27 protein-coding genes and 3 pseudogenes are annotated in these 22,109 nt (G+C 33.5%); 4 read left to right on the plus strand and 26 right to left on the minus strand.

The features are described from left to right. Positions 1-41: 41 nt before the first annotated feature. The gene (locus AC1DS7_RS13890) at positions 42-623 is read right to left on the minus strand and encodes a TetR/AcrR family transcriptional regulator (protein ID WP_002190148.1); all 582 of its coding nucleotides are present in this window, start codon (positions 621-623) and stop codon (positions 42-44) included. A 221-nt stretch (positions 624-844) separates the two neighbouring features. On the opposite strand from AC1DS7_RS13890, the gene AC1DS7_RS13895 reads away from it, so the two are divergent. Both AC1DS7_RS13895 and AC1DS7_RS13900 read left to right on the plus strand, forming a co-directional pair. Next, positions 845-2,077, plus strand: coding sequence for an MFS transporter (locus AC1DS7_RS13895; RefSeq protein ID WP_016101037.1), 1,233 nt, complete (start codon positions 845-847; stop codon positions 2,075-2,077). Positions 2,078-2,208: 131 nt separating this feature from the next. Then, positions 2,209-2,382, plus strand: a complete 174-nt coding sequence (locus AC1DS7_RS13900) for a hypothetical protein (RefSeq protein WP_002013769.1) — start codon at positions 2,209-2,211, stop codon at positions 2,380-2,382. A 153-nt stretch (positions 2,383-2,535) separates the two neighbouring features. Here AC1DS7_RS13900 and AC1DS7_RS13905 read toward each other — a convergent pair. Continuing rightward, a pseudogene (locus AC1DS7_RS13905) lies at positions 2,536-2,787 on the minus strand (IS1595 family transposase); the annotation flags it as partial. Positions 2,788-2,877: 90 nt separating this feature from the next. On the opposite strand from AC1DS7_RS13905, the pseudogene AC1DS7_RS13910 reads away from it, so the two are divergent. Next, positions 2,878-3,155 (plus strand): annotated as a pseudogene (locus tag AC1DS7_RS13910) (hypothetical protein); the annotation flags it as partial. 68 nt (positions 3,156-3,223) lie between these two features. Here AC1DS7_RS13910 and AC1DS7_RS13915 read toward each other — a convergent pair. From AC1DS7_RS13915 to AC1DS7_RS14015, 21 genes and pseudogenes are all read right to left on the minus strand, one after another. Further along, positions 3,224-3,550, minus strand: coding sequence for a DUF3895 domain-containing protein (locus AC1DS7_RS13915; RefSeq protein WP_002013774.1), 327 nt, complete (start codon positions 3,548-3,550; stop codon positions 3,224-3,226). Positions 3,551-4,290: 740 nt separating this feature from the next. Next, positions 4,291-4,746, minus strand: a complete 456-nt coding sequence (locus AC1DS7_RS13920; protein WP_016101035.1) for a DUF4274 domain-containing protein — start codon at positions 4,744-4,746, stop codon at positions 4,291-4,293. A 609-nt stretch (positions 4,747-5,355) separates the two neighbouring features. After that, entirely contained in the window at positions 5,356-5,811 is a 456-nt protein-coding gene (locus tag AC1DS7_RS13925; protein ID WP_000657439.1) for an immunity protein YezG family protein, read from the minus strand. 17 nt (positions 5,812-5,828) lie between these two features. Further along, positions 5,829-6,296: a DNA/RNA non-specific endonuclease gene (locus AC1DS7_RS13930; RefSeq protein WP_033715056.1), complete on the minus strand. Its 468-nt coding sequence runs from the start codon at positions 6,294-6,296 to the stop codon at positions 5,829-5,831. 95 nt (positions 6,297-6,391) lie between these two features. Continuing rightward, on the minus strand, positions 6,392-7,627 hold the full coding sequence (locus tag AC1DS7_RS13935) for an IS110 family RNA-guided transposase (protein ID WP_476999057.1): 1,236 nt from the start codon (positions 7,625-7,627) through the stop codon (positions 6,392-6,394). Between the two features lie 154 nt (positions 7,628-7,781). Next, entirely contained in the window at positions 7,782-8,567 is a 786-nt protein-coding gene (locus AC1DS7_RS13940; protein WP_476999058.1) for a recombinase family protein, read from the minus strand. Between the two features lie 203 nt (positions 8,568-8,770). Next, positions 8,771-8,977, minus strand: a complete 207-nt coding sequence (locus tag AC1DS7_RS13945) for a hypothetical protein (RefSeq protein ID WP_078185409.1) — start codon at positions 8,975-8,977, stop codon at positions 8,771-8,773. Between the two features lie 194 nt (positions 8,978-9,171). Further along, positions 9,172-9,660 carry an SMI1/KNR4 family protein gene (locus AC1DS7_RS13950; protein ID WP_001233226.1) on the minus strand — a complete coding sequence of 163 codons (489 nt, stop codon included), beginning with the start codon at positions 9,658-9,660 and terminating at the stop codon, positions 9,172-9,174. Further along, on the minus strand, positions 9,657-10,307 hold the full coding sequence (locus AC1DS7_RS13955) for an HNH endonuclease (protein ID WP_476999062.1): 651 nt from the start codon (positions 10,305-10,307) through the stop codon (positions 9,657-9,659). The genes AC1DS7_RS13950 and AC1DS7_RS13955 overlap by 4 nt, the downstream gene beginning before the upstream one ends. A gap of 251 nt (positions 10,308-10,558) precedes the next feature. Continuing rightward, the gene (locus tag AC1DS7_RS13960) at positions 10,559-10,666 is read right to left on the minus strand and encodes a CdiA family toxin C-terminal domain-containing protein (RefSeq protein ID WP_229193760.1); all 108 of its coding nucleotides are present in this window, start codon (positions 10,664-10,666) and stop codon (positions 10,559-10,561) included. A gap of 172 nt (positions 10,667-10,838) precedes the next feature. After that, positions 10,839-11,315 carry an SMI1/KNR4 family protein gene (locus tag AC1DS7_RS13965; protein WP_016101033.1) on the minus strand — a complete coding sequence of 159 codons (477 nt, stop codon included), beginning with the start codon at positions 11,313-11,315 and terminating at the stop codon, positions 10,839-10,841. A 35-nt stretch (positions 11,316-11,350) separates the two neighbouring features. Further along, positions 11,351-11,779 (minus strand): SMI1/KNR4 family protein, encoded by a 429-nt coding sequence (locus AC1DS7_RS13970; protein ID WP_000092333.1) that lies wholly within the window; start codon positions 11,777-11,779, stop codon positions 11,351-11,353. After that, positions 11,776-12,282 carry an HNH endonuclease gene (locus tag AC1DS7_RS13975; RefSeq protein WP_033715055.1) on the minus strand — a complete coding sequence of 169 codons (507 nt, stop codon included), beginning with the start codon at positions 12,280-12,282 and terminating at the stop codon, positions 11,776-11,778. The genes AC1DS7_RS13970 and AC1DS7_RS13975 overlap by 4 nt, the downstream gene beginning before the upstream one ends. Positions 12,283-12,402: 120 nt before the next feature. Beyond that, positions 12,403-12,477 (minus strand): annotated as a pseudogene (locus tag AC1DS7_RS13980) (hypothetical protein); the annotation flags it as partial. A 703-nt stretch (positions 12,478-13,180) separates the two neighbouring features. Further along, positions 13,181-13,636 (minus strand): hypothetical protein, encoded by a 456-nt coding sequence (locus tag AC1DS7_RS13985; RefSeq protein ID WP_016101031.1) that lies wholly within the window; start codon positions 13,634-13,636, stop codon positions 13,181-13,183. A 16-nt stretch (positions 13,637-13,652) separates the two neighbouring features. After that, positions 13,653-14,627 (minus strand): hypothetical protein, encoded by a 975-nt coding sequence (locus AC1DS7_RS13990; RefSeq protein ID WP_033715028.1) that lies wholly within the window; start codon positions 14,625-14,627, stop codon positions 13,653-13,655. Between the two features lie 17 nt (positions 14,628-14,644). Continuing rightward, positions 14,645-16,444: a hypothetical protein gene (locus AC1DS7_RS13995; RefSeq protein ID WP_016101029.1), complete on the minus strand. Its 1,800-nt coding sequence runs from the start codon at positions 16,442-16,444 to the stop codon at positions 14,645-14,647. A gap of 32 nt (positions 16,445-16,476) precedes the next feature. Beyond that, entirely contained in the window at positions 16,477-16,803 is a 327-nt protein-coding gene (locus tag AC1DS7_RS14000) for a hypothetical protein (protein WP_001198201.1), read from the minus strand. Next, positions 16,803-17,522, minus strand: a complete 720-nt coding sequence (locus AC1DS7_RS14005; protein WP_016101028.1) for a DUF5081 family protein — start codon at positions 17,520-17,522, stop codon at positions 16,803-16,805. The genes AC1DS7_RS14000 and AC1DS7_RS14005 overlap by 1 nt, the downstream gene beginning before the upstream one ends. Positions 17,523-17,544: 22 nt before the next feature. Continuing rightward, positions 17,545-17,850 carry a WXG100 family type VII secretion target gene (locus tag AC1DS7_RS14010; protein WP_016091772.1) on the minus strand — a complete coding sequence of 102 codons (306 nt, stop codon included), beginning with the start codon at positions 17,848-17,850 and terminating at the stop codon, positions 17,545-17,547. Positions 17,851-17,875: 25 nt separating this feature from the next. Next, positions 17,876-18,298 (minus strand): hypothetical protein, encoded by a 423-nt coding sequence (locus AC1DS7_RS14015; protein WP_016101027.1) that lies wholly within the window; start codon positions 18,296-18,298, stop codon positions 17,876-17,878. A gap of 367 nt (positions 18,299-18,665) precedes the next feature. On the opposite strand from AC1DS7_RS14015, the gene AC1DS7_RS14020 reads away from it, so the two are divergent. Continuing rightward, the gene (locus AC1DS7_RS14020) at positions 18,666-19,748 is read left to right on the plus strand and encodes an S-layer homology domain-containing protein (protein WP_016101026.1); all 1,083 of its coding nucleotides are present in this window, start codon (positions 18,666-18,668) and stop codon (positions 19,746-19,748) included. 132 nt (positions 19,749-19,880) lie between these two features. Here the strand turns inward: AC1DS7_RS14020 and AC1DS7_RS14025 are convergent, their stop codons facing one another. The 3 genes from AC1DS7_RS14025 to AC1DS7_RS14035 form a co-directional block, all read right to left on the minus strand. Further along, on the minus strand, positions 19,881-20,339 hold the full coding sequence (locus AC1DS7_RS14025) for a VOC family protein (protein ID WP_476999059.1): 459 nt from the start codon (positions 20,337-20,339) through the stop codon (positions 19,881-19,883). Between the two features lie 309 nt (positions 20,340-20,648). After that, positions 20,649-20,849 carry an NETI motif-containing protein gene (locus AC1DS7_RS14030; protein WP_000166302.1) on the minus strand — a complete coding sequence of 67 codons (201 nt, stop codon included), beginning with the start codon at positions 20,847-20,849 and terminating at the stop codon, positions 20,649-20,651. Next, positions 20,833-22,029 (minus strand): MFS transporter, encoded by a 1,197-nt coding sequence (locus AC1DS7_RS14035; protein ID WP_044443403.1) that lies wholly within the window; start codon positions 22,027-22,029, stop codon positions 20,833-20,835. The genes AC1DS7_RS14030 and AC1DS7_RS14035 overlap by 17 nt, the downstream gene beginning before the upstream one ends. Positions 22,030-22,109: the final 80 nt, after the last annotated feature.

Genomic DNA, 22,109 nt, shown 5'->3' on the forward strand with positions numbered 1-22,109 from the left:
CTATAATCGACATAGTTGATTGAAATACAATTCTGTTACATTTATTTTAGTAACGATAATATGATACATACCGAATTATCTACAACTGAACGTTCTGGGCGAGATTTCATTAACACCGTTAATCCAATTAATGAAGTGACTAGCGTTTGTGCCAATGCTTTAGCATTCACATCACTTTGCAGTTCTCCAGACTGAATTCCTTTAGTAATTAATTCTTGAAATATAACTGAAAGATACATTTGATGTTCTCTAGTCAGCACTTCAAATTTTTCATTATGAGGGGCAATCTCAACCATTGTGTTAATACAAAAACAGCCTTTATTTGATTCTTTTTTATATTCCTCTTCCACCATATTTTCAAAAAATATACGAATGGCCTCTTTTACAGATTGTTCTTTTTGAAGTTTTGTTCGAATGCTAGCTGCGTGTAAATTCGTGTATCTCCGTAATGCAGCTTCAAATAGCCCTTCTTTATCACCAAATGCTGCATATAAACTCGGTCTTTGTATTTCCATTTTAGCAGTTAGATCACTTAATGAAGTAGCAGCGTATCCTTTCTCCCAAAAAAGTTGCATAGCAGCATCCAAAGCTTTTTCTTTATCAAATTCACGTAGTCGAGCCATTTAACCCCTCCTCTTTTTTCACCTGTTTTCTAAATTATAAATCACGTTTTTATGTACTAATCAGTATATTATATATCGTATTAAATTATAAATGATATGTCAAAAGAAACTGAATTTAATTCACAATTCACTTGACATAGTAACTTATCCCTGATTATATTTGACTTACGAAATAACATACCGTTCGGTACATTATTTTAACAACAAAAGGAGATGATATTATGGATACTAAAGAAAAAATGACAGCTGCCCTTACACAGAATAATGATCAGTTCCAATCACCTATCAATACAATCATGCCCCGCTATATAACTCTATTATTTTCAATAGCTTGCGGGATGGCTGTGGCGAATATATACTTCGCTCATCCTCTACTTGATTCTTTATCAAATGCGTTTAAGATCAACCATTCAACTATTGGTGTCGTTATTACGATTACTCAAGTTTGTTATGCACTTGGATTACTTTTATTAGTTCCACTTGGTGATTTGTTAAACCAAAAAAGACTTATCATTGTTCAAATGCTTTTATCCGTTTTCGCTTTAATTGTGGTCGGAGTCGCTCCTTCCAGTACCGTACTTTTTATAGGTATGGCCTTAGTCGGAATTCTTGCGACTGTTACGCAGACACTCGTCGCATACGCATCCATTTTAGCTAACCCAAAAGACCGTGGGCGAATAGTAGGTTTCGTCACGAGTGGTGTCGTAATAGGAATTCTACTTGCACGTACATTTGCCGGAACATTAACAGATCTAGCGGGATGGCGTTCCGTTTATCTCACCTCTGCTGTACTTATGCTCTTCGTAATTGGTTTGTTATATCGTAATTTACCTAGTCTTGAACATAAAAAAACAGCTATGACCTATCGTAAATTATTACGTTCTGTTCTCTTATTATTTGTAGAAGAAAGGATCTTACGTATTCGCGGAATATTAGCATTGCTTATTTTTACTTCATTCAGTATTTTATGGACTTCATTAGTTTTACCTCTAAGTGTTGCACCATATAATCTATCACATACAGCTATCGGAGCATTTGGCCTTGCTGGAGTTGCTGGTGCATTAGCTGCCACTAAAGCCGGACAACTTGCTGATCGCGGATTCGGAGAGAGAACTACTGGCATAGCCTTATCCTTATTATTACTTTCATGGCTCCTCATTAAATTAATGAACCATTCTCTATTCCTACTAGTTATCGGTGTTATCCTTTTAGATTTAGCTGTGCAAGCTGTACATGTCACCAATCAAAGTATACTTTTCACAGTGCGTCCAGAAGCGAGAAGTCGCCTCACTGCCAGTTACATGATTTTTTATTCTATCGGCAGTGCAACAGGTGCAATTCTTTCCACAAACATTTATGCAAGCTACGGATGGAACGGAGTTTGTATATTAGGTGCATCCGTTAGTGCTTGTGCTCTTTTATTTTGGGCAATGACCTTACGGCGATCATCATAAATAAAGGCTGTTTTCTCAAAGATTGTTACTGCTAAAACTAAAAGGCAGATTTAATCTACAAAACGTGTAGAATACTTTGCTATAATCAACCCAGGATATATAATTATGGTTAATCGAAAGGAGGGATAATAATGAAACAAGTAGCTCTCCATCAATTGCACAAAGAGCATAATAAACGAATAGCAGAATTTCATAAAAAACACGAAATTGAAATTCAACGTGGTGAAAATGGGAACGGTTTGTTAGCTAAATGGGAAAGATTTTTTTATAACAAGGTAATTTTCCCTCTAAAGAATGTGAAATAATACCTACCTATTAAATGAATTGTCATCCTCGTACAGTTCATTTTTATATCGCATTTTAAGTCAAATACGCATTACTCTTTTTTTCTTATTCAACTAAACTACTCCATTAGTTAAATAACAATAAACCACTGAATCTACCTAAAAAGCATCTGATTAATGATGCTTTTTATCTTTTCTTAATGCTTCAACTGTGAAATATTTAGATTTTTGGCAAGCTGAAATAAGTATTTGCTCTATCCAATTTTCAAATGCTAAGTTTTTATATAACTCAAGCCAACGATATCAGTAGAGGTGACTATCCAAATAATACGTACAAACGCCTTGAAATCGTTCCATCCATCTTTTCAAGCGGCGATGAAAGTTATTAACGTGTTGTATGTGGAATATCCCTTTTTTTACTCGTTGATAGAGAGCAACAACCTATACGAAAACAGCCTAAATAAAAGGAGAATAATTTATTAGTGCATTTTTTAATATACTTTTTTACAAAACTATAAAACTGTGAAAAATACGATTCAGGATTCTCCAGAACGAACAAAATCCGCTATGAATAATCTTCTAAACACTGTGCGGATTTCATATGCGCCACTACATGAAAAGGCAGTCGAGACTGCAAAAGAAGTTGGTATAGTTGAAGTAAAACGTAACAAGAAAAAAGCAATTTTCTAAATGCTTACGAAAATATGCATTTAGAACTTGATAGAGAAAGACTCGGTTTCAAACGTAAATATGTAAGATGTAAAAAAACAAAAAGGGGTATCAATCTTTCTTGATTGATACCCCTTTTTACTTTGGTTACTGAACTAGCTCCGTAGAAAACATTCATTTAATTCTGGACAAATTATATGTTAAAAATTTCTTCATTCAATTTATAAACCCTATCTCTTTTCTCATCATTTTTGATAAAAGTAAGCTTTCCTTCTGTAACAAACCCTTCTAATATTAAGCATACTTGTCCAAAGGCTTTAGGCTTATTCGTTGTAAATCTCTCATCTGATATTTTACCAGATCGTATTAATTGTTCGCATAGCTCAAGTGCACTTATTTCTTCAGAATTAAATAATCCCAAAATATCTTTTTGCAAGGGCGATAAAGGTGCTGGGATCTCAGCTACCTCCACTTTTTCTTTTTCTTCTTCAAATAAATCTTCAAATGAAATTTGATTCATTACATCTTTTCCTTTCTAACAACAGATTTGTATAACATGAACTGAATCCTATAGGTACGAGAACTTTAAATATTAGTTATTGTTATGTAGTACTTACCTTATTACATGAATTTCAAACTTATGTACATCATTTCATATAGTATGTTTTGATTATACCAAATATACGTTCTGTCTTCTATTGTAGAATTTTTTATAACAGGAATGAAAGTAATAGTGAATATTTATCTCCTCGTTAGTTGTATACACTATGTAAAAAAACAGAAAAAATGTTTACATACTAAAATTATAGTTCTCTATTAATTTTCTATGCTAAAACGCAAAAAAGCACTCGTTTCCTTTAATTGACAATCAAGTGCTTTAGGTTCATATGTTTTTAAGTATCGTTAATTTTGTAAGTTTTTACGAGTTCGTTAGTTTCATGCCCATTCCATGTGTTTATATTCACCGCCATGTAAAATGTCATTTCGCCTAAGCTCGTACTTCGTTTTCTGTTCTATCATTGCACACAGTACTCCATGATGGTACAACCATCATGGAGTACATACTTTCAAAAAACCTTTTATTTTTTCTATCTACTTCACATATACTTTATTTTTTATTCATATATACTTATGCGTATTTAAATTTAGCACCACGAACTTTATCATATTCGTACATAAAATATAATTTAGTATAGTAGGCTTTATAAAATCACTATAACTAAACTCATTTATTTACTGTAATGAGTTTTTAATGTTTATTTATATTTTAGGAATATCAATTATATTTCCTGGTGACTCATTAATAAGAATATCTGAAATACTTGGGTTCCTTTTTTTCAACTTGAATATTTGAATTTTTGTTAATTCAGGGCTAAATGATATATTTTGTGTTTTAAACTCCAAATTCATAATTTTATTTTGAAGTTTTAATATAAAAACCTTCCATTCTTGTAATGGAGAATTCGAAACTGCCTCCGGACTTTCTAATAATCGATATCCGTCTGCATAATGAAACATTAGTAATCCCGTTCCTAAGTCACAATCTTTGTTTTCAAGAATTGCATTTGGTATATCAAATCCACTATTCCAATTATAATTTGCTGCAAAACAATGAAGGAGTATTGGATTATCTATATTCTTTATTCGGCTAATTGTATCCTCTTTATTTGTATTATAAAGTAATTCTTCAAGCAAACTAATATCTTTATTTTCCATTACCCCTTACCACCTTACTGATATTTACTTATTTTGTATTTCCAATTGTCTTAGTTTTCTTTCCCAAAGTTCTACTGTTGCACCTTGGCTTGGGTACAATGGTAAACTATTCCCCTGTAATTATAAAAAAGCACTCGTTGCCTTTAGTTGACAATCAAGTGCTTTACGTTCCTATGTTTTTAAGTAGCATTAAATTTGTAAGTTTTGTAGTAACAGTATGACACCTTTTATACGTCATGACAACTACTACGTTAAAACTTACGAGTTTGTACGAGTTCGTTAGTTTTATGTCCATTCCATGTCTTTATATTCGTCGCACAGTAAAATGTCATCTCGCCTAAGCTCGTACTTTGTTTTCTATTCTATCATTGCACATAATACTCTATGATGGTACAACCATCATGAAGTATATACTTTTTAACAGCCTATTATTTTTCTGTACACTTCATAACATGTTTTAAATTAATTACAGCAATACTTTGTCACTCCTGTATACAAATACTGTATTTATAAGTCACTAAATACTACCCAAATGCTATTCTACAAATTGATGCTACAACTTTCATGAGTTATTAATTCAATTTAGATATATCTATTACTATAATTTTTTTAGAGGTTATTATTTTTTACTTCCTCAAACCACTCATCAGCAAAATCATCAGCCGTTTTTATATCCTCATTTGTATGTATTAAATCATACTTATATTCAGCTTTAAACTTACCACTCTGAGCAGCGTATATTAATTTCATCTCAGTTGGCATATCTTTTTCGTATTCTTTGCATAATATTTCAATCTCTTCGATATCTTCACTTATAATTTGTAGAACCTGAAACATTCGTTCTGGAGACACATCATATCTTTCTTCTCCATTTTCCAATGCATCATTAACCTTGTGACACTCTACATACTTATTGTTAATTAAATAAAAGAAACTACTAGAAATCATATCTTCTTCACATGAAGCGTAAACATATACTTTATCGGCTCTATTTTCAACATATTCCATACATATGGATATCATATCAGCTTGCAATTCACTAAATCTATCTTCGAATTCTTTCATACTACATTACACTCCTTTTATAAATTTTTAAATTTTGCATTACCTGGCTTACCATCTATAGTGTAATTAACTATAAATTTGTCTGGACGCATATCATTCCCAGAGTATATTATATCAACCTTAACTGTTACTTCTTTTGGTGGTTTTTCTTTTAAAGCTGCAGCCCATTTATCTTCAACTTTTTTATATTTCTTCAAATTAACATCAGATAATTGCGAAACTAAATTGTCAATTTTAGGTGACCCTCCAAACCTATCACCTGCCAAATGTCCTGCATGATCTTGTCCTTTTACTTTTCCTAGTGTATTTTTACTATGTGATAATCTCTTCTCTCTCTCAGTTAGTTGCAACTTATCTGTTTCAAATTTTTCAATTCTTCCAAGATTATCTGTTTCGTAAAAGTAATCATACTCTCCTGTTTTATACCTAATTTCAGGCTTTAATCTATTTTTTCTTCCATTTGTAAACTGTTCCCCTTTGTCCACAAATGTTTTAACTTCACTTACAGTACTGCCTTTACCCGTACCCTATGTTGTAATCTTAAACCCTCACAATAAAAAAGCAAACCATGTAAACCTTATTAAACTACTTCTTTTTCTTCTACTATCGGCAATTCATATGCCGTTTTATATTTCATCATGCCATATACAATGTTTACAAGCCTTCTCATAATACATACCAATGCTTGTCCTTTTGTTTTTCCCTCTTTAAGTTTCTTTTGATAGTATGCATGAAACACTGGGTTTCTAGGTAACTTACTTCCTTTCGCTACTTGCACTTGCTGTACTGCTAAATTATAAAATAAAGCGTGTAGCGCCCTGTTTCCTTGTTTGCTTTTGTGTGTCTTACCTTTCCCACCAGAACCAAAGTAAACAGGCGCAATCCCCGCAAATCGTGCTAATTTGTTGGCATTTGGAAATCGTCTTACATCTCCAATTTCTGCAATTAATGCTGATGCAGTCACAAGTTCTATTCCCGGCATCGTCTCTAATTGATAATCTAGTAGATTTACTAGCTGTTTTAATTCTCTTTCGATGTATTTCATTTCCTTCTTTTTAAACTCAATCTCCCGTACAATACTTCTTACTAAAAAGTTTCGCATTTCTTGATACTCTTTCATTGTTTGTCCATCTTCTTTTACAAGTTTTAATATGTCGCTTGCTTTCTTTACCGAACATGTATTGTTGCTAACATCTAATAAAAAAGCTGTTAATTGTTTTATATTTGCCCCCTCTAAACAAGAGGGTGACGGATATTGCTGCCAAAACGCTAATGCTGTTTTCCCATCTAATTCTGAGAAAAACTTTTTATAACTTGGATAATGATGGTTTAATTGAATATGTAATTGGTTCTTTAATGCACTTTGTGCTTTTACTAATGCATTCCTTCTTGAAACCAGTTGTTGTATTGACCATAATAAATCGTTTGGCTTTGCATCTGGTAATTGATTAAATTTGTTTACCAATATGCGTGCCACACATTCCGCATCCCAACTATCATTTTTGTGTATCATCACTTGGCTTTTTCGTTCTAAAAATGATAAAGCTGGATTTACTTCTTTTACTACCTGTTCGTGATCTACTAAATATTTCGCTAATGCTCTTCCGTAACCACCAACATCTTCTAAACCAAATACAACTGATAAACCATCACTCACATATGTCTCTACTTCTAATAAAAACTTCGAAAATGCAGATGGTTTATTCTCAAATTGTATTTCTCCTAATTTCTCTTGCCAACAATTAATCATAACAGCCGTATGATGATGCTTATGTAAATCTACTCCTACATACAAATAGTTCTGCCTATTATGCATAACTCATCCCTCTATTCAATTATTTAGTCATATAAAAATGTCGGCAACCTTAGTTCGAGCGTTCATCTTCCGATGCGCATAGGTACGCAAGCCTATCCATTTTTCATAACTCTAGTAGTATGTATAGTAAAATGAGCTAATTTTTTAAGTGAATTTACAAAATAATTGCTGCATGTTTTCCATTTGTTTGTATTTCCCCGTATTTATACATGCCACGATAAAAATTCTCTCTATCTAACATGCGTTTCACTTGTACTTTCGTAAATTGTTTACCTTTCGCTGTGCAGTAGCCTTCCACATTCAATTGTTCTGCCAATTGCGTAAGTGACCAATGTTTAAAAAAATGTCGTAATTCAAATAGTCTACGTACAACTACTGCTTTCTCACCATCTACTTCTAACACCTTTTGTCCTTTTGTTGCCTTGTAGCCAAACAATACACCACCACCTGCATATCCACCTTGTTCAGCCTTCTTCTTTCTACCTCTACTTAGCTTCAATGCAATTTCAAGTCGTTGGTATTGGTCTAATAGCTCTAACATGCCATTCACCAAAAAGTCATTTGGCTCATGTGTGTAAATACTATAACTTGATTGTTCAATTGCCTTCACATCTACTTCGTGTTTCTTTAGTTCTCGTTGTATCAATACTTTCGCCATATCAGAGCGCCACAATCGTGATGTATTCAACACAACAACATAGCTTACTTGTTTATACGCCATATCGGACAATAGCTCTTGTAATCCATCACGTTCAACTGTTAATCCATCTTCATCAACAGTCGCTCCGCTTAATCCTCTATCTTCATACACATGAAGTAGTTCTAACTTATTTTCGTTACAGTAACGTTCAATCTTTTCTACTTGATACGCTAAACTATACCCATCACGTACTTGTCCTTCCGTTGAAACTCGTACGTAACCAACTACTTTCTCTCCCATCATAAATCCCCTCCCGTTACAGTAATTTGAGTCCCTGTAACGTTTATCCGTTTTTTTGCGGATAACGTGTTCGTAACGTAAATCCGTTAAAACGTACTTTACGATGACTTCAAAAAATAATACAACCCTTTATTTTTTCTTCTACTCTCGTTATACACTGTACAAAGCCATTACAATCTATAAAAATTTAATACTTCGTGCACTTATAAAATTATAATGTGTCTACCTATTTCTATCCTAAAACGCAAAAAAGCACTTGTTGCCTTTAGTTGACAATCAAGTGCTTTAAGTTCATATATTTTTAAGTAGCGTAAATTTGTAAGTTTTGTAGTAACAGTATGACACCTTTTGTACATCATGACAAATACTATATTAAAACTTACGAGTTTGTACGAGTTCGTTAGTTTAATATACATTCCATGTGTTTATATTTATCGCCCGGTAAAATGTTATCTCGCCTAAGCTCGTACTTTGTTTTCTATTCTATCATTGCACATAATACTCTATGATGGTACAACCATCATGGAGTATCTATTTTCAAACACCCTATTATTTTTTCTATCCACTTCACATAAAATTTATTTTTCATTCATCATTATATTTTTTAATCGTGTAATTTACTTAAAAAATCAGTAAATGTATCTGCAATGTAAAATACATTTTCTCTTGCGATTTTCTCTGCTTCTTCTGCCGTAATCCCTTCACTTTCCATCAGCGCTTCCTTTTCCCATGCATCTTCATGTTCCCAAAAAACAACAATTGGATTTTCTTCATGATTTTTATAATCAAAGCAAATTAAATTTCCTGCTGGGTCAAATGCAAATGGAATTAATTCTTTAGGTAATGTATCACTAAAGTCATTATATACTTCAACTATATATTCGTCACTATTTTCATCAAAAGATAATAAAGTCCCAAAAACTCTCTCATGATTATTCACATTAAATATTTCTGGTTCCACATTAGCACCATTATTCACAGCTACACATTTTATATAATCGTTTGGAAATTTAACACCTATTTCATTACCAATTTCCCCTACAAAATCTTCACTTACAGTTGCATCAGCAAATTGCCACTCTACTTTTCTCATCTAATTCCATCTCCCCATAATTTATTTCCACCTAAGTGATTTACTTTATGTACTTTTGAAATAACTAATTGCATCTTGCCAGGGACTTGATGGTGATGCCAAGTTAATCCTTTTATTCTTGCCTTACCAGCATTTATTTGAGCTAATTGATCTGGAGAAAACAATTCTTTTGGAATCTTGCCTGAATCAATCGCTTCTTTTAATTTCCTTGTACATTCCTTAAACTGTGGCTCATCTGGACTAATATGTAAATTCTTATCTAGTCTCATTGTAAATTTAACATCGTCCCCTTTAAATATTGGGAATCCTAAAATATCAAAATCTACTCCTTTTTTCACATGTGTTCCTCCTGCTAAAGGCTTATTTAATATATTATTTTTCGTTTTAGTATTCAAATATGTTTCTGTTAGTCCCACGACTTCTTTAAACTCTTCAACACTATCATACCCAAATTCTTTGATAGTAGTATCATCTACTTGTTTTAAGAAATCTTCAACACTATCATATCCCTTAGGCACAATTGATCTATTAATCAAATTTCCGTCTTTATCGTAATTATTTTTAATTACTTCGTCAATTTCAGATCTATGAACAGGATTACCCGTACCCTTAGGAACTTCATCGACTTTCCTTTCGAACTTGCTGATTAGATTTCCAAGCTTTTCAGTATCAACTTGGAGGGACCTCAATCCGAATAAATCAGCCGTTTGACTAAGCCTAACCTTAACAGGAATTGGAACATTCTGATATTCCTTTTTCCACCGTTAGCCGTGCTCATTCCGTCATAAACAGGGAGCTTGTATTTAACTTCATAAATACCTAGAATATCCGGATATGGCGTTTTCGTTACACCTTGATTAATATTCTTTATCGGATCACCGAAGTTGTCTAAAATGTACTATTCAAAGTTTTCAAGGTTGTGTCCACCTTTTATACCTATAGTCGGTTTTGCTTTAAAACCATCTACTTCAATTAAATGCTTATCATAACCAGTCTTAAAATTCACTTTAATTTTCGGATTAACTTTAGGAACTTCACACGTCCCCTATGTTGTACTTTTAAATAATTCGGGGAAAAAGAAGAGGCTTTCTCTGAGTCGTTAGACCATAAAGAAAGCCCCGTTTAAATTAAAGAGATTAACCAACTATTAACTAATTCGAATCAATAAAATCCTATCATTAGTTTTCAGGAATATATAAATTATCCACAAATTCAGAGAAACTTTTAGAAATTAGTCGGATGTATTCCTCTCTTAACTCGTTATCTTCTTCAAAGTAATCCATATCACAATGATATACACTACCTCTATCTTTCCCATCAATTGATAAACAAATCAAACTCCCCGCTGGGTCAATTCCAATTGGAAGCAAATTACTTGGTACCACTTGCACCAAATTATAACTTCTTAATTTCTCTTCTAGATTTATTTCATTTTCTATTGATAGAGGAAAAAACATTGAAACAGACGATGTTATTACGCCTTTCTTAGTTGTATCATTAGTTTTAAATCTTCGTTGCTCAGTTTTCCCTCCATTTTTAGACAGCAAAAATTGTTTATAATCATCAGGGAACAATATACCATACTTATTTTCGAAATCTTCGATATCTTCAATGCCAATAGGAGTAAAAGTATATTCAAAATCTAAATTCTTCATACAATTAACCTTCTTTCCTGTTCATTTTGTTTTTCTCAATCAGAGTATAATCTCTCAATCAATTCAGAAAAAGAGTCGCATATTAATTTGATTTTATCCTCATTCACTGATTCCTGATCATAGAAAACTACTGACGGAGAATCTTTAGTATCACAGTAATTAAAACAAATCAGTCCCCCAAATGGGTCTCTTGCAAATGGAATAATACCTTCCGGAAGTGAAGTTAATTCATAAACAACTTCTATATTTGCATCTTTGCTTGTAAAACTTAATAGACAATCAAAGACTGCTCCACCCTCATCATCATTAATATCATAAATATTAGGCTCAGGATAACCACCGTTATTTTTTTTAATGCATTCACGGTAATCATCTGGAAATCTGACACCAAATGAATTCTCCACAGCAATAATTACTTGCTCATCTATCGCTCCATCCGTAAATAGCCAAGTTACTCGGCTCATTTTATCATCTCCAAAATAATTTTCTTCAGTTTACCTGTTCTACCGTCATCTCCACCACCCCAAATTGCTCTACCACCTGTATGACCCGCAACCTGATGTTCATAGTAATCAACAAGTTGCATTTTACCAGTCTCTTGATGATGATGCCATGTGACTGATTTTGGCTTCTTACCTAATTTGAATAGCTCAATATCTGTTGGGCTGAATTGTTTTGCTAAGTTTGGATCTTTCATTATATCGTCATATAATTTTTGTGAGAGATATTTAAACTGCACTGAGTCAGGCTCTATATGATATGACTCTGATAAAGATGTTTCATATTTTGAATTAAAAATTGGGTAACCATCTTTATCATATTTAACTTTATAAGTTTCCCCATTTTTCTTAGATGTAAATGTATAAGTAGTAATTCCTGTAGAATCATCTACTACTTTTTCTTCAAAATCTCTTGGTTTATTAGGTTTTCTACTATAAGGAGGTAAATCTCTAGCTGCTTTTGTCATAGCTTCTTCATATTCTGCAGTTCTTTCATTAGTCGGTTTAATTTTTTTAGTTTGAGTACCTTCACCCGTACCCTTAACCCCACCACTCTCCAAATTCGAGATCCTACTCTGAATACTCGCCTTTGAGGCATCATGGGCTTCTTGGAATTTCCCGCTATAGTTCGTTCCAGATCTAACGACACTTCCATCTGGCATGATTTCTACACCTTTAGCGAATGGGGTTACGGAGTCCACACCTTTTGCTAATGTACTTTCAATTATATAATACTAGTAATTTTTGTTAGTCTGAATTCATAAAAAATAATTCCTAAAAATCTATAGCATGTCTATCTATTAAAAAGGCACTCGTTGCCTTTCGTAGACAATCAAGTGCTTTAAATTCATCTGTTTTAAGTAGCATTAAATTTGTAAATTTTGTAGTAACAGTATTATGACACCTTTTTATATGGTAACAAGTAATACATTAATACTTACGAATTCATTATTATTGTGTCCTTTCCATGTCTTTTCAATAAAATATCATCTCACCTAATTCTCACTCTTTTCTTTCTAATACAGTTGTAAAAATAAAAAATTCAATAGCCACTACGTTCTCCTAACGTTGCCATTGAATTCCTTTACTAAGCATGTACCTTTGTCAGCGTCCAAGTAACCAACAAAATAGGCACATTTCTCAATTTATTTTTCTATCTCTATTATCAACCCTCCCAAATCCAAAACATTTTTATTATTTCGAATTCAGGAGGTGAAAAGTTTAAATACATTTGTAGTAACACATGGTGTTATTAAAATTGTACGTGGCCAAAAATAGCACATTCTAGATGGTTATGCAATCTTGATATTAACTTATAAGAAAATCTTGATCGGATTCAAGGGTGAAGGCATACAATCCTTAGGTCTATCTATAATATTTGATACACCTTTCTTGAAAAGGAATTCTATCATCAAGCAACACCTCTTCTTGCAGGATTTTTGTTATACTCTCTATTTTCCCAATGAATAATGCGTAAAAGTCGCCCGAATTTGGATATAAAAACAGACCATATCCCTTTGGTGACAGTATTTTGTTGGCCATCTTGATCTTATCGGGTAAAAATTCATAATTAAATGCTTCTAATCTCTCAAGTTCTTCTTGTGTTGCTAATTCAATTTGGTGGGCAAATTCGTAATCAAGAATAAAATTGACAATTTCTTGGTATTGCTCACCTTTATAGTCAACGTATAAAAACTGTTTCGTTGTCAATCCATATTTTAATAGATCTTCATGTAAGTCATAACCTCCCTGTTCCTTCAAAAATGTTTCCAAATCCTTGCTATCAGGAAATATAATCTGCGCTATCCCTTGATCAGGCATCTTAGCTTCCTCCCTTTTATTGAAATAATTCTCCATGCTTGTTAAGAATATATTCCGGATAGTTTTCACGATAAAATTGATCAATCATCTGAAGTACGGGATCCCATTCAGGATATGACTCATGTTCCCCAAATACCATTCTAGCTTCTGGAGTATTCATCAGAAAATTATCGATTTGAGTAGGTACTGGCAACCCTAGTTGTTTCCTTACATGGATTAAAAATAATATTTCAAAAGGATAAAATCCGTATCTGAAATCACCAAATTCACCTAGCTGTCCGATTTCAGAAGCTAACGCAGAATGATACTGAGACATTATCGAAATTAGATATTCTATTTCTTCTAAGTCACGAGTCGACCAACGTCCTAACACTTCATCATATATATTTAGGTCTTCAGGGATTAAATCGCATCGCAGTTCAGCTTCTTTAAACTTATTTTTCACGACTAGATGCAATTTTTCATTTGTCCCCATGATGGTTTTATTTCTATACTGCGAGTATAGCTCTAGCAAAAACCAAATATGTCTATTCTCTTCATTAGCATCTATTAAATGTCCACCGAAGTGATGAACCATAAAATCATATAATATATTTTCTTCTTTCTCCCATCCATACATTGCAAAATGAACTAATGTGAGGACGACTTCTCTAAACGTATACCCCAAAATCATCTTTGGATATCTGATTTTATAAAGATCTTGTCCCATGCACTGGTAAAATAAGACTTTCTGCATGTTCTTTAATCCTTCTACATTGTTTCCACCGCTTATCAATACATCGTTTTTCCATAGTGACAAGTGATATGAGAAAATTTTGCTTAAATTTATTAGTAGGATGTGATCTTTCTCTGTTTCATTTTGCTCAACAATTTTCTCAACCTTACTTCTACTGACATTATATTTATCTTTAACATCTTCAAATTTGATTCCATCCACAAAATTTTTGCTATATCTTTTAAAAGCCATTTCTAACTTTTTGGGGTTCATCATTGCATCCTCCCTATGAATTAATCTATTTTCTTATTCCAGTCCTTTACCTTTAACTCATCAACACCGAATCCAGTATCAGTAATCTTTATATCTGTTTCAACTCTAATAAAATCGAATTGTAGATCCGGACTCTCCTCCATCAGATTCTCTAAGTTATCTCTAAAATTAGCATACCTAGGATCATCGCTGTTAACCATGTCTTGAAAATAAGTATCTCCACCCTTTTTCTGTTTATCCGAGTAACTAAAACTAGCGGAATCTGATGCCTTTGATTCAATAATAGTTAACTTTGGCGGCGGCCCTTTCGATAGGAATGCTGCATCTATACCATTTCTCCCCACTTGGAACAGATCGGAAACATCTTTACCTAAATCACTGTCTCTAGCTACGATTTTTGTCACTTCTTCCCCAAAATCACCTTTATCATGAGAAAAATATTTAGAATTATCGATTTTTCTTTCATACTCCTTTGCAACCTTCAAGTCATAATGATCACTAATAACATCTTTTGTATCCAACTTGTTGGCCAATTTATTTTTTTCTCGCGTTAATCTTTTGACTTCTTTGTCATTTCCCTCTATTTTCAATCTATTTATTTCTTTATCTAACTCTTTAATTTCTTTTGAGATATTGTCTGAAATGTTACTGCCATAACCAACTTTATCCGTACCCTTAGCAAGTTGATAAGCGTCATCCTTAGCTGCCGTACTTGCCTTTGAAAACTTTCCAGCTACTTCTCCAACAGTTGACGATTCTACATAAGGAATCTTCACTCCTATTCCAGTATCCACCATCCTAACTGCTACTGGAATAGGAGTATTTTTCACAGCATCTAGTGCATTCTTTAAAGTCTTATTTTCCTTAAGCGATTGTACCACATTTTTACCCAAATTTGGATTAAAACCAGGCATTCCTTCTTTGAATTTTAATAATTTCGCTAAATCAGCTAATTCACTCGTGCCTTTGAATGCTTTTACTCCTTTTCCTACAGCTCCAACAACTGGGATTGCATCTAATCCACCAAAAATAACGTTTCCTACCCGCTCTTCTTGACTCAATTTCCTGTGTGTTCCCCAGTCTTCTCCGTCAATACCACTTTTTATTTGTACAGCGCCGTATACTACTGCGGCAGCGGCCCCGAGTGGTGGACAAAGGATTGTTGTGATGATGATTCCTACGCCTATTCCTATGTCTCGTATCATTTCTAGTTTTTTCTGTTCATCTTCTATCGATTTGTATTCAAATCCTCGTGTGGATGGGACTACTTTCTTGTATTCTTCATAATTTAGTTTTGCATCTGGATTTTGTTTTTTTAGTTCTTTGTATTCCGCCCTAAGTACGTTATCAAATGCAGGTGAATCTCTAAAAATATCTTCTACTGTTATTTTATCTTTCCTCTTCTGTATTGTTTGTGGTACACTTCCGTAGCCTGCATGCGCACCTGGTAATACTGTCGTTGTTGTAGAGCCAATTCGGTTATTTGTTTCAAAACTGAGAATAGATGTATCTCTCATTTTTTGAGCAAATTTATCCATTTCTACTAAAAAAGGTTTATCTATATGTTCAGAGACTACTCGCCCTACTTCTCCGCAATATTTTTGCAATGTCGTATAACTATCAAGTAATTCCCCGATTTTTTGCGATTGATCTTTTGGATTAAAATGTATACTACCATCCGAGTCTAAATCTCGTATTCTTCCATCAATTCTTTTTAATGATTCATTTGCGTCCCGTAATTTCATGAGTGCATCTTTTGTAATTCGATTCATACCATCTCCCATGTTTTGCCATGGTTCAGGTCTATATTTCACATCCATCTCGTTTTCATCCCCCAGCCGTATGGTGATTTCTACAACTTACTTAATATTTCACGTAATTGTTCGTCCTTTTCAAGCATTTCTACACATACATTTCCTACAACTGTCGCTGACCTAGAATAGTGTTCAGCCAATTCTAGTGTTTTGTGTAATATATCAGGATATTTTTCGATTACTCTCATCGCTTCACCTTTTTGATAAAAATCACAGCTTAATAAACTCTCAATATTCGTTCCAATGACGTCTACATGGATTTTATATATATTTTCTAATTTCATTACTATATCAAGTAGTTCTTGAAAATTAACTAATACTTCTTCTCCACCACCAGAACCACTATCTCCCATTGATACTTGCATTATTGAATACCTCCTAACGAGAATTGTCTCGGGTCAATTAACTTTTTATATGGCATTTTTAACACGTCATACAATTTCTTATTCACCGCATAGAGGCTCACCCAGTCATATCGATTACGTTCTACATCTATTTGAACGAAATCTTCTCCTTCAGTGAAATATAAGAAACATTCCCATTTTCCTCCTCTATTACTCCGAGGCCTCGTATACGTTTCCATCGCTATAACGTCTTTATTTGATAAATCTTTTTCCTCAAATATTTGTTGTTCTGTTTCTGTCATTCTCTTTGAGAAAAATGTATCTTCTATCTCCCTCGGTTCTCTCAATAAGAAGGGAATGCGTGTTAATAAGGAAAAATATACGTCTGGCTTTGGTATGTAGTCGATCTCGTATTTTTTATTTAGCTCTACTTCTGTTAATACAGCCACTCGGTCTTTATCATGTTTCAAAAAACCAATTAATACATTATTAATTCTCGTGTATTCATGACAATTTTCATATTCCTTTAATAGCTCAATCAATTGAAAAGCTGCAGGGGTAATTCCATTTTCACTTGTAAGTAAGCCTTTTTCTTTTAAACTCGTAGTTGCTTTCGTGACACATTCTTCATCAAGTAAAATAATTACGTCACGGTTTGGCAATCCAAATATATCCGTAACCCCAGCTGCACCTGCGAGAACATATAATTCAGCAGGTGCAAAATTCATTTCTTTTCCCATTCTTTTATCCCTCATTTCTCCATCACAACTGTTTTATCGCCCTTACTTCCGGTCTATCTCCGTACGTTTGAATACTTTTATCTAACTCTTTCAAAGCTTTCGTATGTCCTTCAAATGCCTCTACCATTTCTGAGTTATATTGAATGATTAAATCTAGATAACTTAAAAAGGCATCTCTCGTTTTTCCATTCCAGTTCGCACATGTAACGTATGCTTTTAAGTTTTTCGCTTCGTTTAAAGAATCCTTCATACCATTTTCAATATTTTGCGCATAAGAAATGGCACTTGCAGTGTTACTTCCTATAATTTCAACCTCTTTACCACTCATGTGGGTTCCCCCATTCTTTATATGTTTAATGGATAAGATTTTCAATTTCTTTTTTCTTTTCTTCAAAAGCCTTGGTCGCTGCATTGTATGCTGACGCTTTCTCCGCTTCTGCTTTCGCTTTATATTCCAAATACTTTGCATAAGCTGTACCTATCGCAGATCCAACATCGCTTAATGCACTTTTAAAATAGGATAATAATGTATTTAATTCCTCATCCTTTTCATGACGTTTTTGTTCAAATTCAACTGCCGGAATTTTATTAGCTTCTAAGCCATTACTTTTACTCTCATAATCTCTCTTCGCTGTTTCAGCATCTTGAATGAATCGTTTTAACTCTCTTTCTTGATTTTTTAAATAATCATGTAATTTATCATACTGATCTCGTTTCCTCGCGCTTTCTGTAAAACCCGATGCATTTAAAAAAACAGTGTACAATTCCTCTAACATCTTTCTCCCCCTTTATTACAACAACTATGTAGTTAAATTCGTATATTTAAACATGAATATTCATTACATTGAGAATTTATAAATAATTATTTTTGCATATTGCTATTCTATCAAAGGGATTTTAACATTTCCATATTTTATAAAAAGGTTTCGCATTTTTCTTCAATTAAATAGCAATGAATATTTATTATCTAAAAATTATAGTTTTATATAGATTATTGGAATTTTATCCACATTAAGTGAATTACTGACAAATGATCATCATTTAAATGTTATAATTACGATGTGTACATTTAGCTGTATTAGAATGTATATGTGTAATACGTATATTTAATAAAGTTAAATTAAAATGGGGAGGCTTTCTCAAATGGGCAAGAAAACAAGCAAAGCTAAAAAAATTTTGGGATTCGTAATCACCACAGCACTAGCAACTACAATGATGGTAGGCACAGCAAACGCACAAACAACTACGAATAACTATAAAGTAGCTGGCAATGCGAACACTGTATTTACAGATGTACCAAAGGACCACTGGTCAAAAACTGCTATTGATTACTTAGCAGCAGCAGGGATTTATAAGGGATATGGAAATGGAAAATTTGGTTTTGGGGATAATGTTACTAGAGGACAGGTAGCTTCTTTAGTCAATCGACATTTAGGTTTAATAGCAGACGATGAACAGGGGCGTATGTTTAATGATATTACAAATCATATGTTTGAAAAGGATATCACAGCCATTGCACAAGCTGGAATTATGACAGGTGATGGATCAGGTACATTTCGTCCAGATGATGTATTAACTCGATATGAAATGGCAGTAATACTACAAAAAGCATTTCATTTAGAATCAAAAGGACAAGAGAAATTTAAAGATGTACCAAAAGGTCATTGGGCCTATGAATCTGTAAATGCAGTGCGTAGTAACCGTATAGCACAAGGTGACGAGTCAGGTAATTTTATTGGAAATACAATTGTAAAGCGTGAGCAGTATGCACAATTTTTATATAATGCAATAGCAAAAAACAGAGATTATAATTTCAACATCAATTCAAAAGAAGAATTGAAACAAATGTTAACAACCGCTTTACAGAATGGGACGTTTGGTCCATTTACATTAAATACATTGCGTAAAGATATATCTGAAGTAAAAAAAGAATTTGGAGTACCTGATGTTTTGAAGCAAGCACCTTGTACAGAATGTGATGCACCTACTACAGCAGTATATGGAGATTATAATATTGATATGTACCCTTCGGACGCTAGATATATATGGGTAAAAATGGATATCACTATCAATGAATTAAAAGAGTGGTTTGGTGAGCCAGATGGAATTGGAGAGGATATGACTAGTGAAGGCTTTATATATAATCGAGGAAGCTATTCTCTTTATTTCAGCTTCTCTGATGGTTATATTCAACGCGCTGAAATATCTAAAAGTGAACATCATTAATACGTTACAAGCAATATAAAATATATAAAGCATAAAAAAATCCTTCAAGAAGACCCTTATTCTTGAGGGATTTTATTTTGTTCCTATCTATTTTGCATAATATAAATCTATTAAACTCCCACTGATTAAACTTTATTTCTCTTGGTGCTCCGCATCCCATTCACTTAAATACGTTGCATATTCTAATTCATCTGGGTCATCATATAACATAGAAATAAACTCTAATTTATTTCCATCACAATCTAGAAAATATACGCTTGCAGCTGGCATCCACCTTTGGACAATTGGTTCTCGATTTCCTTTCCCTTGACTCCCTACTACCTCTATTCCACGCTTCTCTAACCATAATTTTGAAGCATTTAAAAACTCTAAATCTACACGAAAAGCGAAGTGTTTCGTCTCAAATTCTTCATTTATATGTACTTCCCATAATCCGAGCATTTGCTCTTTACTTTCTCCTACCCAAAAGAACGCAACTCGTCTTTTCGATAGTCTTTTTGCTAATGCTAAACCTAACTTATTTTGATAGAAATCTATTGCCTTTTCTAAATTTCTGACATKTAAATGAGTTTCATATATGCTTTGTATCATTATATATTTCTCCCTCCTTTCTAATTTTTTTAAAATATGTTTTGTTTTTATCATACAAATTAATATATTTTTAAACATCCTACTTTTGTATAATTGTTCTTTCCTTCAAATGTATAGGTGTCCAGCTCTATAACTGATGTCCCAATCCTAAAATTCAATACATTAAGCATCCTTAAATTTACATTTTCATGTAGTTAGTTTCTCTCTATACTACCTTCACTAACAAAGATCTCTAGCTAAGCCTTTCATTGTTCAGTAAAAAAACAAGCCATCCAACTCAAATGAATTGGATGGCTATTTGTTATGAGATTACTTCAATTTCCCCTCAAAAACAATTTTTCTACCACACGGTTCAACTTCTGTTTTCCCGTCTTTCTTCACTTCATGAAAGATTGGTTCTTCCATGCGACGAGACGGTGCATAGCCTTCTTGTTCCATACGTGCTAAGCAGTCTGTAATTGTTTCGTTTTCGAGTACTTCAAATTTCTTTTTATTAGGTTGTTTTGTCATGCCCTAACCTACTTTCTATTTTTCTTGATGCGAATTGATTCTTCATGTAGACCATATATACCATTGCGAGAATTCCCATTATAATCATAACCGCAATAAAAAAGCTTGTATACTGTATTTTTTCTATAAATACGCCCCCTAATACAGGTCCCATAATACTTCCTAAACTAAAGGCGATTCCGGATAATATATTACCTGCTGGTAGTAAGTGTCTCGGTAATAAATCTGTCATAAATCCAAGCCCTAGTGAGAAGCACGAGCCAATGACCATACCTGCTATAAGCATACATGCAAAGACGATCCAGTAATATTGATCAAATACTGCTGCAAGTAGGAAAATGCCCGTACTTACACTGAACGTCCACGTTAAAATACGGTCTCTCCCGTATTTATCACTTAATATACCGAGCGGGATTTGTGTAATAATGCCCCCAACTGCGAATGCTGGTAATAAGAAGGAAACTTCCGATACAGACCATCCTTTGCGAAGTGCGTATACTGGTAAGTTACTATTTAACATCGCTTCAAGTACGCCGTATGCGAGCGGACCAATTAGCGCAATCCAAGCTAATCCAACGACTTGTTTATAACGAGAAAAGGATGATTTACTTTCAGTTTTTGCCTCATCTTGTGCTGGAAATGCATTTTTCGTTGGTAGTAGTAAAAGCCATCCTATTAAGCAAAGTATAGTAGATACGATAAATGGTGTTGCAAGACCGTACTGAACAGTGCTTGCTAAATACGGGCCAACTGCGAAACCAATTCCGAAGAATACACCGTATATCGATACTTGTCTACCTATTTTACTCGGGTCTGATGTTGTCGTAATCCATGTTTGTGTTCCGACATGAAGCATATGATCTCCGACTCCAACTAGAAATCTAAGAACGAACCATACCCAAAATGAAAAAGTTTGTGTAAAAAAGAATAATGAAATAATAACGAGAAACCCACCAATAACGATAATTGGCTTCATTCCAAACTTTTGCATCGGTTTTTCAAGAAACGGTGAAATAACTAATATCCCGATATATAATGCCGTCGCATGAATACCGTTAATACTTGAACTAACCCCTTCTTGTTCAAAAATCATTGCAATGGCAGGTAAAAGCATCCCTTGTGACAAACCTGAGATTGCTACAATTCCAACCATAATCCAAAAAGTAAAACGCATCGACATCCCTTTCCCTCTCCTTCTCACGCTTTCCACTTTTCATTATAAACTGTTTCTTCAAATGCGTGTACGAATATTCATAATAA

Source organism: Bacillus sp. P4_E1 (assembly GCF_056401715.1).